At 40.0% G+C, this 15528-nt stretch carries 15 protein-coding genes; 4 read left to right on the top strand and 11 right to left on the bottom strand.

Annotated features, from left to right (window positions below; genetic code table 11):
* Positions 1–6: 6 nt before the first annotated feature.
* The 3 genes from RYP29_RS02755 to RYP29_RS02765 form a co-directional block, all read right to left on the bottom strand.
* The gene (locus tag RYP29_RS02755; RefSeq protein WP_005377141.1) at positions 7–282 is read right to left on the bottom strand and encodes an ACT domain-containing protein; all 276 of its coding nucleotides are present in this window, start codon (positions 280–282) and stop codon (positions 7–9) included.
* A 121-nt stretch (positions 283–403) separates the two neighbouring features.
* The gene (locus RYP29_RS02760; protein WP_311532120.1) at positions 404–2050 is read right to left on the bottom strand and encodes a phosphoglucomutase; all 1647 of its coding nucleotides are present in this window, start codon (positions 2048–2050) and stop codon (positions 404–406) included.
* 15 nt (positions 2051–2065) lie between these two features.
* Positions 2066–2986 carry a YitT family protein gene (locus RYP29_RS02765; protein ID WP_156717708.1) on the bottom strand — a complete coding sequence of 307 codons (921 nt, stop codon included), beginning with the start codon at positions 2984–2986 and terminating at the stop codon, positions 2066–2068.
* A 195-nt stretch (positions 2987–3181) separates the two neighbouring features.
* Between RYP29_RS02765 and ispE the strand changes: the two genes are divergently transcribed.
* The 4 genes from ispE (at position 3182) to RYP29_RS02785 (ending at position 7843) form a co-directional block, all read left to right on the top strand.
* On the top strand, positions 3182–4078 hold the full coding sequence (gene ispE / locus RYP29_RS02770; RefSeq protein WP_016476475.1) for a 4-(cytidine 5'-diphospho)-2-C-methyl-D-erythritol kinase: 897 nt from the start codon (positions 3182–3184) through the stop codon (positions 4076–4078).
* A complete protein-coding gene (locus RYP29_RS02775) occupies positions 4075–4773 on the top strand; it encodes a GntR family transcriptional regulator (protein ID WP_311532121.1) in 699 nt (232 codons plus the stop codon). Before ispE ends, RYP29_RS02775 begins: the two co-directional genes overlap by 4 nt.
* 153 nt (positions 4774–4926) lie before the next feature.
* On the top strand, positions 4927–6387 hold the full coding sequence (locus tag RYP29_RS02780; protein ID WP_311532122.1) for an alanine/glycine:cation symporter family protein: 1461 nt from the start codon (positions 4927–4929) through the stop codon (positions 6385–6387).
* A gap of 199 nt (positions 6388–6586) precedes the next feature.
* Positions 6587–7843: a Glu/Leu/Phe/Val dehydrogenase gene (locus RYP29_RS02785; protein ID WP_311532123.1), complete on the top strand. Its 1257-nt coding sequence runs from the start codon at positions 6587–6589 to the stop codon at positions 7841–7843.
* Between the two features lie 83 nt (positions 7844–7926).
* Here RYP29_RS02785 and RYP29_RS02790 read toward each other — a convergent pair whose 3' ends face one another.
* The 8 genes from RYP29_RS02790 to RYP29_RS02825 form a co-directional block, all read right to left on the bottom strand.
* Positions 7927–8418, bottom strand: a complete 492-nt coding sequence (locus RYP29_RS02790; protein WP_009661691.1) for a QueT transporter family protein — start codon at positions 8416–8418, stop codon at positions 7927–7929.
* Positions 8419–9047: 629 nt separating this feature from the next.
* The gene (gene queC / locus RYP29_RS02795) at positions 9048–9737 is read right to left on the bottom strand and encodes a 7-cyano-7-deazaguanine synthase QueC (protein WP_311532124.1); all 690 of its coding nucleotides are present in this window, start codon (positions 9735–9737) and stop codon (positions 9048–9050) included.
* 87 nt (positions 9738–9824) lie between these two features.
* Complete coding sequence (locus RYP29_RS02800) at positions 9825–10580, bottom strand: exodeoxyribonuclease III (protein ID WP_005377116.1); 756 nt, start codon at positions 10578–10580, stop codon at positions 9825–9827.
* Positions 10581–10625: 45 nt separating this feature from the next.
* A complete protein-coding gene (locus RYP29_RS02805; RefSeq protein WP_285416599.1) occupies positions 10626–10862 on the bottom strand; it encodes a hypothetical protein in 237 nt (78 codons plus the stop codon).
* Entirely contained in the window at positions 10859–11674 is an 816-nt protein-coding gene (locus tag RYP29_RS02810) for a sulfurtransferase (protein ID WP_311532125.1), read from the bottom strand. The genes RYP29_RS02805 and RYP29_RS02810 overlap by 4 nt, the downstream gene beginning before the upstream one ends.
* A 128-nt stretch (positions 11675–11802) precedes the next feature.
* Entirely contained in the window at positions 11803–13095 is a 1293-nt protein-coding gene (dcm, locus tag RYP29_RS02815; RefSeq protein WP_311532126.1) for a DNA (cytosine-5-)-methyltransferase, read from the bottom strand.
* A 72-nt stretch (positions 13096–13167) separates the two neighbouring features.
* The gene (locus tag RYP29_RS02820) at positions 13168–13911 is read right to left on the bottom strand and encodes a hypothetical protein (RefSeq protein WP_311532127.1); all 744 of its coding nucleotides are present in this window, start codon (positions 13909–13911) and stop codon (positions 13168–13170) included.
* 3 nt (positions 13912–13914) lie between these two features.
* Positions 13915–15300, bottom strand: coding sequence for a Sau3AI family type II restriction endonuclease (locus RYP29_RS02825; protein ID WP_311532128.1), 1386 nt, complete (start codon positions 15298–15300; stop codon positions 13915–13917).
* Positions 15301–15528: the final 228 nt, after the last annotated feature.

The following is a 15528-nucleotide window of genomic DNA, read 5'->3' on the forward strand; positions in this document are numbered from 1 at the left end:
GCCTCCCTATCCAACGCGGTGCATACTAAGGAAAATATCAGCATGTTGCGCACGAATTTCTACGCCTAATGTATTACCTAGTTCGGATAAAGCATCTTGAATAGATGTTAAATCTTTTACGTCGTTAGTTTCGGTTTCACACATCATAATCATATTAAACAAACCATCTAGAATCGTCTGATTAATAGATAAGATATTTACTTTATGGTCTGCCAAAATACTGCTGACACCAGCAATGATACCTACTCGGTCGACACCAACTACGGTAACTACTAATTTCATACAATCACCTTTTCTGACTCACTACAAACTATGTAAATGAAAATTCATTCATTCTATAAACTATATTAATATATTATATCACATATATCATATTAAGAGCGTGAAAACTTTATGAGAATGCTCATTCGGTCTCTATGGTGCCATTTAATGCAGCATTGACAATTTCCTCACCTGCAGTGAGTAGTGCCACCAGACCTAAATCGCCTTTGTAACTTTCACCATAAATTTTGTATAAATCTTCTGTACCAGATGGTCTAGCTACGAACCACCCTTTATCAGTTTCTACGCGTACACCATCGATTGGCATATCATTATACAATGATGTGGTACGAATATTCGTGATGGGATCACCATCAACAGTAGTGGCAGTAATTAATTCAGCACTCATTTGTTTTAGGATTTGTTTTTGCTCTTTTTTGCATGGTGCATCAATACGGCCAAAACTTGGATTTCCAAACTCCTCAACAAATTCGTCAGCCATTTTTAGTGCAGATTTGCCCATAACGGCCATGATTTCCATACTTAACAAAGCCATAATCATACCATCTTTATCGGTAGTCCAAACAGTGCCATCCTTTTTCAAGAAGGAAGCGCCCGCACTTTCTTCACCACCTATGCCAATGGCTCCATCAAATAAAAACTGTGAAAAATATTTAAAGCCCACAGGTACTTCAAACACAGGAATTTCAGCATCAGCAGCCCATTTATCAATCATCGTAGTGCATACAACAGTCTTACCAACACCCTTATTTTTCCATCCCCGCGTGGTAAATAAATAGCGAGCTGCTAATGTTAAAAATGTATTAGCCGATATAAGCCCACTGGACACGACAATGCCATAGCGATCATAATCAGGATCATTACCGACTGCTAAATCAAAATCCCCGATTCGATTAATAACCGAAGCCATCACATAAGTGGAAGAACAGTCCATACGAACTTTGCCATCATGGTCATAGGTCATAAAACTAAAGGTCGGATCATAATCATCATGAATGATAGTTAAATCAAGATCATATCGTTCCTTGATAGCATTCCAATAGCTGGCACCGCTACCACCTAATGTGTCCACCAATACCTTTGGACCGGCCGCTTTAATGGCCTCCATATTAATAACATCGCCTAATTCTTCCACATATAAGCCTTTATAGTCATATGGCACTTGTGCAGTAGGTTCAATATTATCTATGCTAATGCGCTTAAAGTCCTCGCTTTCACAATAGGCAGTCAAATACTCGTTGGCACGCATCTCAATCCATTTTGTCACCACCGTATCAGCAGGACCACCGATAATCGTATTATATTTAATGCCCCCATTATCAGGCGGGTTGTGAGACGGTGTAATAATGATACCGTCCGCCTTATCGTCATGTTCTTCATTGTATCGAATAATAGCGCGTGATACAGAAGGTGTTGGGACGAAAGCCATATCACAATCTACCATAGCTGTAACGCCATTACCAGCTAATACCTCAAGCACGGTCACTAGTGCGGGCTGAGATAATGCATGCGTATCTTGGCCTACGAATATTGGACCAGTAGCACCAAATTGTTTACGACCATCACAAATGGCTTGTGTAATAGCCGCCACATGAAGGTCTGTAAATGTACCATCTACGGAGGTACCACGATGGCCAGATGTACCGAATGAAACCAATTGTGTAGGATTTGTCATATCTGGAACATTATCAAAGTACGCATCTACAATGGTCTGTACATCTATAATATCTTGTTCTTGAACAGGTTTTCCTGCTAATGCATGAGCCATGCTAGCCTCCTTATTCTAATCTTTGTGTTCTACATAATGAGCATTATCCTTACATTCTTTGACGAGATTTTCTATCGACGTCGGCACAACAGGTGTAGTGAATCCTTTGCCGATAACCTCTTGTGCATCTGTGATGAGAATGAAAGCCTCATTATCCACTTCTTCTATAACTTCTTTTAATTTATTGACTTGCAGCAAATTAACCGCTACCATTACAATCTGTTTCGGCGTTCTAGTATAAGCACCGATACCATTGATAATCGTCGCACCACGGCCGACCTTACTAATGACCGCATCACAGACCTCATAGGTTCGATAGGTAATGATGAAAGCTACCTTTCGTTGATTAAAACCAATGACGACCTTATTGGTAATAATCGTATATACATACAACGATACGAGTGTAACCGCTACAGCCTCTAAGCCAACCACAAATACAGCAGCTGCTAAGATAGCAGCATTGATGACACTATTAATGGATCCCATTTGAAGCCCATAGTATTTTCGGACAATCAATGCTATCGGATCAAGTCCACCCGTATTACCGCCAACACGATATACCATACCGAGGCCTATCCCCGTTGTAACACCAGCCATCATAGAACTCAACAATGGATCAGAAATGACCATATTGTATTGCAAGAAATCAAAGGCATCTACCATCCAGGACAACATGACGGTACCATACAAGGTATTGACCACCACGCGCTTGCCTAGCCAATGCCAAGCCGCCCAAAATATAGGAATGTTTAAAATCACATTCCATGTACCAACGGAAAGTCCTGTGATGTAATAGAGTATAAGACCAACACCACTAATTCCTGTGCTCACCAATTTGTGCGGTAACACAAACGCATCGATGCCAACGCCAAAAATAGCACAGCCTATGGCAACGATTATACATTGGTATACATCATCTTTATATTTAGACCACATATAGGCCTCCCTAAATTGCCATTTCACTATAAATATTCTATAATTAATTAATTGAATATATAGCATTATCACTATATATTTACATACATATACAGTTTCATCATAAACTACTTAATGTTTATTTTCAATCATTTTTAATCTCATGTACGAATGGTATAGAAATTTGTACAAATCATATGTCGCATCGAGGATTTTATGTCAAAAAGTATCGAACAATTAGGTCATAGTAAAATCAATATCGGCCTTGCTATTACTGGTAAACGCGATGACGGATATCACAATATCGACAGTATATTCCAGTCTATTCGTTTGGCTGACTCCATCTACTTTGCCAAACATCACTCCGTTGTATTCTCCGGTGTAGCACCAGAGTTACCACAATACATTCAAGATCTCATCCCCTATGATGAACGCAATTTAGCATTAAAAGCATTGCGCGAAGTACAAAAGTATACAGGATGTAAGGCAGGCGCTGCTATTCACCTCATGAAACGCGTACCCGCGGCGGCAGGTCTTGGCGGTGGCAGCGCAGATGCAGCAGCGATGCTACTAGGCCTCAATAAGTTTTGGGATTTGCGCCTCACCATGGATGAGTTGATGACATTAGGTGCTAAACTCGGCTCCGATGTACCATTCTTATTAAAAGGTGGCACGGCTCGTGGTACAGGTCGCGGTGAAAAACTCGTCTATCATCCATCACCTGAACCTCATTGGCTATTATTGGTAAAACCTGAAATTTCTGTATCCACTGCAGTAGCCTACGGTCGTTATAACGGTCAGTCCAACGCCACTTCAGATACAATTACTAATGTATTACACCATTTAGAACAAAATGATATGTATGGGGCTTTCACAAATAGCGCTAATACATTTGAAGAATTATTATTCCCTGATCACGACGAACTGATTACGTGTAAAGAGTTCTTTACGAGCCGTGACTATCCAACCATCATGACCGGTAGTGGCCCTACCATGGTTGTCTTATTAGAAAAACCGGCTCAAGCATTGTCCTTACAAGAAGAGATCAAAAAAGCTGGTCATAACTGGCTTTCACTAATTACAAAAACCTGCACACAGGAGGAGGTACAATGACAAAACGATTGCAACCTATACGTCTAGATGCCTATAAACCATTAAGCGAAGTAGTGAGTGAAACATTACGCTCGGCCATTCAGGACGGCACCCTTAAACCGGGTGAACGCCTCATGGAAATTCCTCTCGCCGAAGAACTCGGTGTGAGCAGAACCCCTATCCGCGAAGCGATTCGCAAACTCGAACTTGAGGGATTCGTCGTAATGGTTCCACGTCGCGGTACCTATGTGGCAAATATTTCGTTAAAAGATATTACCCAAGTATTCGAAATCCGTTCCGCCCTTGAAGAATTAGCCGCTGGACTTGCAGCAGAGCGCATTACAAGCGATGAAATAGAAACGCTAGAGCGCATGCTCGTGGAAATCGGCGATCACATGGAAAACAAAGATATGGATAGTGTAGTAGCCGCAGACGTAGCATTTCACGAGGTCCTCTACAAGGCTTCCCGTAATGAGCGCTTAGCAGACATCGTCCACAACTTGCGCGAACAAACATACCGATTCCGCAGCTTTTCCATGAACCAACCAGGCCGGTTACGCAAAACGTGGGAAGAGCATCGCCTCTTGGTCGAAGCCATCGCATCCCATAACGCGGTACAAGCTCGTAAACTAGCGCGTATCCACATGGAACATTCTGAACAAACCTTATTACAAGGCATGGAGGATGCCAAGTCCTTTAGTACAGATGATATATAATACTAGAAACTCCTAGATGACTGCATACTACACGCATACATAGATATAAATTGTATTTATGTATGCGTGTTTGTTATATTCTATAGAAGAATGTTTCATTTTTTGGTACAATAGATACAAATTTTATAGTGTTATTAAAGAAAGGTGAGTTTTATGGAAGCTCTACTCAATGATGCAGTCTCCACAGTCAATACCTACCTGTGGAACTACTTAATCATCTTTATTCTCATCGGTGCTGGTCTCTTCTTTACGATGACCACTGGTGCCGTCCAAATCCGCATGTTTAAGGAAATGGTTCGCCTTGTCGCTTCTGGCGCTGGTTCTAAAACAGAAAAGAACCATGTATCCTCATTCCAAGCATTCTGCGTTAGTACCGCATCTCGCGTAGGTGTTGGTAACATCGCTGGTATCGCTATCGCCGTTGTACTTGGCGGTCCTGGCGCCGTGTTCTGGATGTGGGTTATCGCCCTTATCGGTGCTGCTACTGGCTTTATTGAAAGTACACTCGCTCAAATTTACAAGGAACCTGTTGCCAAAGGCGGTTTCTACGGTGGTCCTGCCTACTATATCCGCTATGGTCTCAACAACAAATTCCTAGCGGTTTTATTCGCTATTTTAATCAGCATTACCTATGGTTGGATTTACAACTCTGTACAAGCCAACACATTGGCTGCATCCCTTCAAATTTTCAACTTTGATGTAGCCTATACCGGTGTTGTTGTAGCCGTACTTGTTGGTCTTATCATCTTTGGTGGTATCAACCGCGTTGCCAAAGCATCTGAAATCATCGTTCCAATCATGGCTGTTCTTTACATTGTGACTGCCTTATTCGTAGTCATCTCCAATATCAGCCAATTCCCTCATGTAATCTATACAATCGTTACATCTGCATTTGAACCATCTGCAGCCGGTGGTGGTCTATTAGGTGCTACTGTAATGAATGGTATTAAACGTGGTCTATTCTCCAACGAAGCCGGTGAAGGTTCTGTACCAAATGCAGCTGCAACAGCCGCTGTTAATCACCCTGTAGAACAAGGCCTTGTTCAAGCATTCGGTGTATTCCTTGATACATTCATTATCTGTACAGCATCCGCGTTTATCGTTCTCATGGTTGGCGACTATAGCACAACAGGTCTTACTGGTGTAGCACTTGTTCAATACAATCTAGCTCAAGAGCTCGGTTCCTGGGCACCTACTGCTGTTGCTGTATTCATCGTAATGTTCTCCTTTAGTTCCCTTATCGGTAACTACTATTATGGTGAAATCAACATCAGCCACTTAACAGACAAAAAATATTGTCTCCATTTATTCCGTATCGGCGTAGTCCTAATGACATTCATCGGCTCTATCGCATCCCTTGATCTTGTATGGAACCTAGCCGACTTATTCATGGCGTTCTTAGTGTTAACAAACATTAGCTCCATCGTTCGCATGGGACGTACCGCAGGTCTTGCGCTTGATGATTACATCAAACAGCGTAAAGCTGGTATCGATACGCCTGTATTTAACCGTTCCATTCTTAATCATACATTTGGTATTGTATGGTGGGGCGAAGGTCAAACTACAGATTCCTCTGTACCTGCTACACCTGTAGAAGATACAATCGAAAAATAATATATACCGATTCTTAGGGTCTTTATTCTTTGGAATAAGGACCCTATTTTTTGTGAAAGCTCTAACTATTTACAATCATATCCAACTATAGAATATAGTTAACATTGTATGTAGGGTATTCATTCGTCCATGTCGAATACAATAAATAGCAAGACATTTAAACAATCCATTGATTCTGAATTATCAGGAGGACTTTTATATGCAAAACTATAATCCCTATGAAAACATGTTAAACACACTTGATGTAGCGGCCGAAAAACTGGGTTATACAAGAAATGATTATGAAGTACTACGCCATCCAGAACGGGAACTAAAGGTATCCGTTCCACTCCAACTAGACAATGGCGAAGTCCGCGTATATGAAGGCTATCGTTGTCAACACTCCACATTGCGTGGCAGTGCCAAAGGCGGTCTTCGTTTTCACCCAGATTCTGATGAAAACGAAGTTCGTGCATTAGCGGCTTGGATGACTATAAAAAATGCTATTGCTAATATCCCTTATGGTGGTGGTAAAGGGGGCATCAAGGTTGATTCTAAAACATTGAACCCTCGCGAATTAGAACGGTTAACGCGTAACTTTGTACGTCGCATTGCACCTATCATCGGCGTTAATACCGACGTTCCTGCTCCCGACGTAAATACAAATGCACAAATCATGAGCTGGATTGTTGATGAATACAGCACATTAAAAGGCGAATGGAGCCCAGGTATCGTTACAGGTAAACCTATCGAAGTAGGCGGCTCCCTAGGTCGTAACGAAGCTACCGGCCGTGGTTGCCTTATCGCATTACAATGCTATTTAGCCAAAAAAGGCTTAGATATTAAAAACATGACTGTCGCCGTTCAAGGCTTTGGTAATGTAGGGTCCGTTGGTGCTCGCCTCATTGCAGAAGCTGGTGCTAAGGTTGTAGCTATCGGCGACGTAGCTGTTAATCTATACAATCCAAATGGCCTTGATGTTGAAAAAGCTTATGAATATGCTAATTCTCATGGTCGTTCCTTGGTTGGTTACTCCGAGCCAGGCATGACTACCATTACCGGCCAAGAATTGTTAGCCCAAGATGTGGATATCCTCTATCTGGCAGCCCTTGAAAATCAACTTAACAAGGACAACATGGAAAATGTACGTGCTAAGATTATCTTAGAAGGTGCTAATGGTCCAACTACAAATGATGCGGATACATACTTCTTTGAAAAAGGCATCGATATTATTCCTGACGTACTTGCTAATGGTGGCGGTGTAGTTGTATCCTACTATGAATGGGTGCAAAACAAAGCTGGCTTCTACTGGTCCCTCGAAGAGGTAAATGAACGCCTCACTAGAAATATGCAAAACAGCTTTGAAGCAGTATGGCAAATGCAACAAAAATACAATGTAGCCCCTCGCCTAGCTGCATACATGGTAGCCCTCGAACGACTTGTCATAGAAACAACACTTCGCGGCTACAATTGCTAAGGTTATTCTCCAACAATTTCATATAGTAAAAGGACTGGCTTTCCATTGTGAAAGTCAGTCCTTTTATGTTATATGTTATGTAGTTATTTAATGGCGTTCATCAAAGCGGCTACTGTACGGCGAGATGCGAGAGCTTTCACCAATGTAGCACCTACGATGCCTGGGATTGTTTGACCAATCAATAAATTGATCACCAATGCCCAGTACGGAACACCTACGAGTGGGCTAAGCCACAATGGTACGCATAATGCAGGTACTAAGATAATTGGCAGCATCGCCCACCACGCGCTAAGTCCAGCACGGCGCATCAATACGATGATACCAGTCGTCAAAATACCAACACCAAAGCCCCCTACCATATCAAGGATGCCAAGGCCTCCGAACAAGAAATTAGAAATGAGGTTACCTATGCCCATAGGAACGATTAAGAACGGAAAGGCATAAGCAAGTGCATATAAAGATGTAGCTATACGAATTTGGTACGCACCGAAGGAAATTCCTTGGGTTAGATAAATAAGAACAATATACAATGCTACTACCATAGCAGAAATCGTTAATTTTCGTGTAGAAATCATGCACTCACCTCCTTTTCAATAAAAAAGAGCATGGCAAAACTACCATGCTCGAATGTGCTTATGTTTTCCGTAGTTTTGTTTAGAGACAGGATGGTTTCAAACTGTCTTATGTAGTTGTTCGCCGTTTGGCTCGATATTTATCATAACATAAATCATTTGTTACGGCTAGGTGTTATTGTGGTGATAGAATTGATTGCTTTTGCACCCGCTCCAGCTAGCTTAACGGTCTTCGGCCGAGGGCCTCGACCTACTAAAGTCGCTCTGCGAAAGCAATCAATTCTATTGCATAACGGTTTATGCTCAATTGCATTCTTTACGTTATGCTAACATCCGCCCGCCAAACGGCGAACGACTAATTTGACGGGGTTTCGGGAAAGGGCCTCGACCTACTAAAGTCGCTCTGCGAAAGCAATCAATTCTATTGCATAACGGTTTATGCTCAATTGCATTCTTTACATTATGCTAACATCCGCCCACCAAACGGCGAACATCTATTTTGACGAGTCTTCGGGAGAAGGCTTCGACCTACTAAAGCGCTCTGCGAAAGCAATCAATTCTATTGCATAACGGTATATGCTCAATTGCATTCTTTACGTTATGCTAACATTGGTCCGTCAAACGGCGAACGACTAATTTGCAGGGTCTTCTATACCGTTTGCGCGGAAGGCTTCTTGGCGATCGATGCAGGTACCGCAATGTCCGCATGGGTGGTCGCCGCCTTCGTAGCAGGACCAGGTAAGTTGGTATGGCACGCCTAGGCGAAGGCCTTCGCGGACTACGTCGGCTTTGTTGCAATTGATGAATGGTGCTTCAAGGGAGCATTCTTGGCCGGAGCCTTCAAAGATGGCATTACCCATAGATGTGTAGAATGTTTCTGTGCAGTCTGGGTATGCATTGCCAGCTGCATCATCGGCATGGGCGCCATAATAGATATAGCCACAATCGAGGGATAAGGCTAAGGATGCCGCAGCGGATAGGAACAGGCCGTTTCTAAATGGTACATAGGTGCTAACGGGTCCTTCCCCATGTTCATCTTGTTGTTCCTTGTAGGAACCAGTAGGGACGTCCTCTGTGGACTGCTTCAATAGGGATGAATTACTGAATGCAAACAGTTTTGTTACATCCATCGTTTTGCCTTCTATGCCGTAGTATGCTAATACGTTGGCTGCAGCCTCTAATTCCTTGCTATGTTTTTGGCCGTATTGTATGGATAAGGGCACCACATTCTCTTTGCCAAATCGCTCAATGGCGAGTGCCAAACATGTTGTGCTATCTACGCCGCCACTAAATAATACAACGGCTTTTTGCTTTTGTGCCATCGTTCCTCCTTATGAAAGCCTCATCCGTAGATGAGGCTTTATACGTGAATATCGATATATGAAGCCAAGCTTTCACCATATCACATATTATAATTCAATATCGAGTTCCACTGGACAGTGATCACTACCAAAGATTTGTTGATGGATTTTGGCCTCTTTAATTTTGTCGTCCAACCGTTTAGATGTAATAAAGTAGTCAATTCTCCATCCCACGTTTCTATCGCGAGCCTTGCCCATGTAGGACCACCAGCTATATTCATCAACCGCATCAGGATACAAATAACGGAATGTATCAGTAAAACCAGATTCCAACAATTCTGTCATCTTAGCTCGTTCTTCATCGGAGAAGCCAGCGTTCTTACGATTTGTTTTAGGATTTTTCAAATCGATTTCATTATGAGCCACATTGAGATCACCACAGAGTATGACAGGTTTCTTTTTATCCAATTCTAATAGGTATGCACGGAACGCATCTTCCCAAGTCATACGATAGTCTAAACGCGCCAATTCACGTTGACTATTCGGCGTATAGCAGCAAACGAGATAAAAATTATCATACTCAGCAGTAATGACACGGCCTTCTTGGTCATGTTCTTCAATGCCGATACCATTTGTCACCGCAATCGGTTTAATACGTGTAAATACAGCGGTTCCACTATAGCCTTTTTTCACTGCGCTATTCCAAAATTGTTCATAACCTGGTAATTCTAATTCAATTTGATGGGGTTGTAATTTTGTTTCTTGCAAGCAGAAAATATCTGCATCTAATTCGTTAAAGGAATCGATAAAGCCTTTTGTTACGGCTGCACGCAATCCATTTACATTCCAAGATATTAATTTCATTGATACTCCTTATAAGGCATTTATATACAATATTATTTGTGAAAGTTAGCTTTCACGAGCATGTTTATGTTTTCGATCATACTTAGCTTGAGCGCGTGCTTGTCGTGATGCTTCATTAGCTTTCATTTCGTTTTCCTTACGATATCTAAAGTAATTCGCCACAACGGATAACAAAAAGATAATCATAACCGTTACATTGAATAGACCAGGGCCGTAAGTATACAAATGATAGCATAAATAAGCAAATGCAACGACCGATAAAATATGATTTAACATTCTCATAATGTTTCAACCCCCGTTTGAATTGGGAATTCATCATAGGTTACCCAATCGCTAGAACTACCTACATACAAAGCAGAGTTAAGTCCCGCTTCACTCATAACAAGTAGAGCATTACATGCGGTAACACCAGATCCACAATAGGTAACAACAGGTTTTTGTTGATAGATTTCATTGTAGAACTCATTTTCTAAGTCCTTAATAGACCGAGGACCTTCCGAAGTATAGCCACTTTCATAAAAATGGTTAACAGCCCCCGGAATATGTCCTGTCATGCCATCCATAACATCGACCACCGAACCATCATAACGTTCTGGTGCGCGGGCATCGACGATAACATGAGAACCGGACTTACTCGCCTCCAATACCTCATTACGACTCATGGTCATTTCGCTTTGTAGAGTATAATTGAACGTCGTCGGCTCCGTAGGCAAAAGCGTAGGATCCTTAGTCAACAAATGACCTTCTTTCACCCATCTTTCAATACCGCCAGATAGAACGCGTACATCTTTAAGACCCATGTAGCGCAAGGTCCACCAAAGGCGACCAGCCAAGAAAATCCAAGAATCATAGACAACGACCTTAGAATTTTCATTAATACCAAATGTCTCGAAGGTTTCCGCCAATTGCTCCATATCCGGCAACGGGTGACGTCCCCCATGTTCACCGATAGGACCAGTCAAATCCTTATCTATATCGACGGGAAAAGCGCCTTTAATATGACCTCGTTTATAATCTTGAAACCCTCTTGCATCGAGGATGATAACCTCATCCATGATAGGTAATAATTCGTTAGGAGTAATGAAATTAGACATAATGACTCCTTTCATGTGATTATATCGAAAAATACAAATCTGTTAATACCATTATATACGAGGGGAGTATAGAATACAATCAGCAAGGGTTATTATACAAAAAAGAGGCTATAAAAGCCTCTTTAATATTATATCTTATCTATTTTTTGTAACTCATCGCCAATGCGCTTTACGATACCTGTTACCAAAGCATTACCCATAAAGAACATTCTCATCCGATCTGATACTTCTTCAACCTCACCCTTTGTATTGAGTTTGAATTTTGTCCAATCATCCGGAAAATCTTGTAAACGCTCTGCTTCAATAGGTGTAATCAAGCGATAATTTCCATTAATTTTTAATAAATGAGTTGAGCGATTGACACTACCTTCCGATGTAAGCATTGTTCGGCCTGGCAAATCCAAGGAATCATATTCACTCATGCCCCCCTCTGCATAGGTATACTCATGACCATCTGCTGAAGTGCGTGTCAACTTTTTAGGCCCCCGGAGATATTTGAACTTTTCAAGTTTGTCTCCAGTAATATAATACTTAGCATCAACAGTTTCTTCTGGAACTACGATTTTCCCCATTGTAATCGGTGGCTCAACAATTGGATTGGTTTCAATAGTATAGTAATATCCATTGGTCATCAATCCAGAATTCCAAAATTTACCATCATTGAAAGTTTCGGAAACCTCGGCAATATCGCCCACTAACTGATTCGCATGTACGCGTTTTTTTACGGCTGTTTCTTCTACTGGAAACTGACGACCAAACAAACCATCTTTAAAAATATAGTTTTGATACTGTGCTAATCGTTCTTCTATAGTTGTATCTTTAGAGAATTTTGCTTCATATGTTGTATGTAAACGTTTAGCCCATTTTGTATCATTTCTAAATACAAAGAAGAAAACACGACGACGTCGCTGTGCACGACCATAATCAGCAGCATTAATAACACGCCATTCAACAGAATAACCTAGTTCATTAAACGCAGCTAACATAACTGCAAAATCTCTTCCTCGTTGACTAGATGGAGCCTTTAGTAGTCTATCTACATTTTCGAGAACTAAATATTTTGGTTTAATAACCTCGGTAGCACGAATTATCTCCCAAAAAAGGACCCCTTTTTTACCTTCAATACCGAGTTCGTTCTTTTTACTTCTTGCTACAGAATAATCTTGGCATGGGAATCCACCTACAATCATATCAACACCATTTTGCTTCATCTCTTCAAACTTCTCATTTGGAATGAGTGCAACATCGGTCCCGATATGTTCCATATTAGGGAATCTATATAAACCTACTTCGTAAGCATCTTGTATCTTTCTCGATGGTTCATACTGATTAGAATATAGTGTTTGAAAGACCTCTTTACTTGAATTCTCAAGGCCTACTATAAACCCACCTACGCCATCAAACATAGAAAATATCTTCATTATAACCCCTTATCAATAAAATACTTCGAACATATTATATCAGATTCTAGAGAAGAGATCAAGATCGAATTTCTATTTCTTATCTAAATTTATAAGTTCTTTTCTCGTTACCAACCAATGCGATGTAGCTAATTCTTCTAATTGATTCCTATAAAGTATTATATTTAAAGGTTGCTCAGATAATATATTCCTACCAGTTAAATACCACTTAGGATATGTCTCTTTCCCTACAGGTTCATCAATTTTATCAAGTGCTTTTTGCAAGATTTTTTCTTCTAAACTTACTCTTTTATCAGAAGCTACAGTATGAAACTTTACGATATCTGTATCAGCAGTGACTATATTTATAATGTATTCTTGAATGTCGGTCTTTTCAAAAAACATAGCTTCTATTTGCACAATGTCATCATACTTTAAGCGGCTTTTATTGGTCCCAGCCTGTACCCATAACCAACATAATAAATATCGCTGTGTTGCATTATATTTCTGATTAGTCAGCCAACCCTCTTTTAATTGCCCATTATACATATAAGACACTTCAAAGGCGAATGTGGGCATAGCTTTTTCCTTTAAATTAGTTTTTGCATAATGGATAGCGGCCTTTTCATCTACAACAATTTTCTTTCCACTTTTAAGAATAAGAACAGTATCACTTCCTGCATGCTGCTTATTTAACTCTCTAGAGACCTCAAAATCGATAATATATCCTTTTTCTTTGAATTTTTCATAGAAAAAATCAACCAAAAACTTATTTACGGCCTGCTCTCCCAACAAGTCATCTTCAAAATTAAATTTAGTTCTCTCACTATAATCCATAAATTATAACTCTCTCACTATTTCTGCAATATACTCTCTATTTAACCAATATGTCTGTTTTGTAATCATTTGGCCATCTGGTAATCGAACTTTATCGGCTGCATTAGCAGCTTTTGGTCTAATGTGGCAAACGCCATTAAACTTAGCTCCTGGTAAATTATTTTTTACCCCTCTTGGTGTTTGTGTTAGTTCAACACCAACTGCTAATATGTCATGCACCGTTTGCCATAAATCTTTTAATTCAGTCTCAATAATTTGCTCCGGCATATTCCACAACTTAATGCCTTTCAAATAGGGTACTCTGTTAGGGTTCTCTCGTTCAGTCTCAGTAAATTGAAATACAACAAATAAGAATTTTGTATTTTCAAATGTTTCATATACTTGGGATTCTTCCCAAGATGCATTGATCCATCTATCAAAGTCAATTTGTTCAAATGACATATGTTCACGCGGAACACCATTTGGTTCTAAACGGATAGTCTTAAATTTGATATTCGCCTTAGCAAATTCCTCAGTATCCTCAAGACTAGTGCCTTTTATACCAAGTAGATCACTGACCAGATTTGCATACATCGCTTTATTCTTGTTTTCTGCAAAGTTAATGTGACGCTTTAATTCATATAATGTACGCCCAATATAAGGTGCAAATCTTTCATGTAATAACTCATCAACTGATTTAGACTTTAATTCTTCTGGTTTGAAAACTGAGATTACGTCTTCATTCATAAGAATTCGTCTTACATAAGCAGTCATATATGAGTTCTTTAACGAATAGGCTCTCTGTTTTGCAGGAATATCAGAAAAAGGTTGCTTTCGCATGCTCTTTGCATTAGCACCTTTTGTACAAGCAGCAAGATACATGGTATCCCCCTCAGAAATTTCATGAGCCTTACCCGCTTTGATTTTATCTATAATAATTTGCCAATCTTGCTTAACAATAGCTAAATCCGATTCAGAAAATTGATGGATAACGGATTTAAGAATAGGAAATTCACCTTTATTCACACCATCAATCCATTTATAAAACATAAGCAAGATTTTTTTATTCTTATGCCACAACGATGATTCTTCAAAAGTACGCTTATACTCTTCCATATAATCAATAATATTGAGAACCAATCTTTCCTTGGCTGAGAAGGATGTCTGCTTTACATTTGTTTTGATGCCAGTAACCTTTAATTCAAGATCTAGGTTAGCAAAATCAGCTTCTGCACGACTATTGGGAGCCATATGAAATAAGCCTTCTTCAATGATTTGACCTATGCCTCCCTTATTTTTCTTCGTCTCAAGTCGATTAGTTACATCATACTCCTTTACAAGCTTACCTTCTGCAGACTTTGCTACATCTAAAACTTCTTCAATAGAATCATAGCGACGTTCAAAATCCATTCCAATCACCTCCCATTTGTTAATTTAATTATACCAACTTATAAATATGAAATAAACATACACTGCATTGCATATCAATAAATATATTACTTACTCAAATAGCCATTAATGCTTTATAATATTTAATATTTATTTAATAATTATCAGTTATATGTATCTTTTTTGCCCCTTTGATCTATGCTATAATAATACTGATATCAACTGTATAGAATATAAAGTATAGATATT

Origin of the sequence: uncultured Veillonella sp. (assembly GCF_963534045.1) — a bacterium.
Taxonomy (GTDB): domain Bacteria; phylum Bacillota; class Negativicutes; order Veillonellales; family Veillonellaceae; genus Veillonella.

What these genes read in the sequence shown, in the direction of transcription:
- RYP29_RS02825 (WP_311532128.1), bottom strand. Translation starts at nt 15,300, where the DNA reads ATGGATTTTGAACGTCGCTATGATTCTATTGAAGAAGTTTTAGATGTA.
- queC (WP_311532124.1), bottom strand. Translation starts at nt 9,737, where the DNA reads ATGGCACAAAAGCAAAAAGCCGTTGTATTATTTAGTGGCGGCGTAGAT.
- RYP29_RS02785 (WP_311532123.1), top strand. Translation starts at nt 6,587, where the DNA reads ATGCAAAACTATAATCCCTATGAAAACATGTTAAACACACTTGATGTA.
- dcm (WP_311532126.1), bottom strand. Translation starts at nt 13,095, where the DNA reads ATGAAGATATTTTCTATGTTTGATGGCGTAGGTGGGTTTATAGTAGGC.
- RYP29_RS02810 (WP_311532125.1), bottom strand. Translation starts at nt 11,674, where the DNA reads ATGTCTAATTTCATTACTCCTAACGAATTATTACCTATCATGGATGAG.
- RYP29_RS02790 (WP_009661691.1), bottom strand. Translation starts at nt 8,418, where the DNA reads ATGATTTCTACACGAAAATTAACGATTTCTGCTATGGTAGTAGCATTG.
- RYP29_RS02820 (WP_311532127.1), bottom strand. Translation starts at nt 13,911, where the DNA reads ATGGATTATAGTGAGAGAACTAAATTTAATTTTGAAGATGACTTGTTG.
- RYP29_RS02765 (WP_156717708.1), bottom strand. Translation starts at nt 2,986, where the DNA reads ATGTGGTCTAAATATAAAGATGATGTATACCAATGTATAATCGTTGCC.
- RYP29_RS02760 (WP_311532120.1), bottom strand. Translation starts at nt 2,050, where the DNA reads ATGGCTCATGCATTAGCAGGAAAACCTGTTCAAGAACAAGATATTATA.
- RYP29_RS02780 (WP_311532122.1), top strand. Translation starts at nt 4,927, where the DNA reads ATGGAAGCTCTACTCAATGATGCAGTCTCCACAGTCAATACCTACCTG.
- RYP29_RS02775 (WP_311532121.1), top strand. Translation starts at nt 4,075, where the DNA reads ATGACAAAACGATTGCAACCTATACGTCTAGATGCCTATAAACCATTA.
- ispE (WP_016476475.1), top strand. Translation starts at nt 3,182, where the DNA reads ATGTCAAAAAGTATCGAACAATTAGGTCATAGTAAAATCAATATCGGC.
- RYP29_RS02800 (WP_005377116.1), bottom strand. Translation starts at nt 10,580, where the DNA reads ATGAAATTAATATCTTGGAATGTAAATGGATTGCGTGCAGCCGTAACA.
- RYP29_RS02755 (WP_005377141.1), bottom strand. Translation starts at nt 282, where the DNA reads ATGAAATTAGTAGTTACCGTAGTTGGTGTCGACCGAGTAGGTATCATT.
- RYP29_RS02805 (WP_285416599.1), bottom strand. Translation starts at nt 10,862, where the DNA reads ATGAGAATGTTAAATCATATTTTATCGGTCGTTGCATTTGCTTATTTA.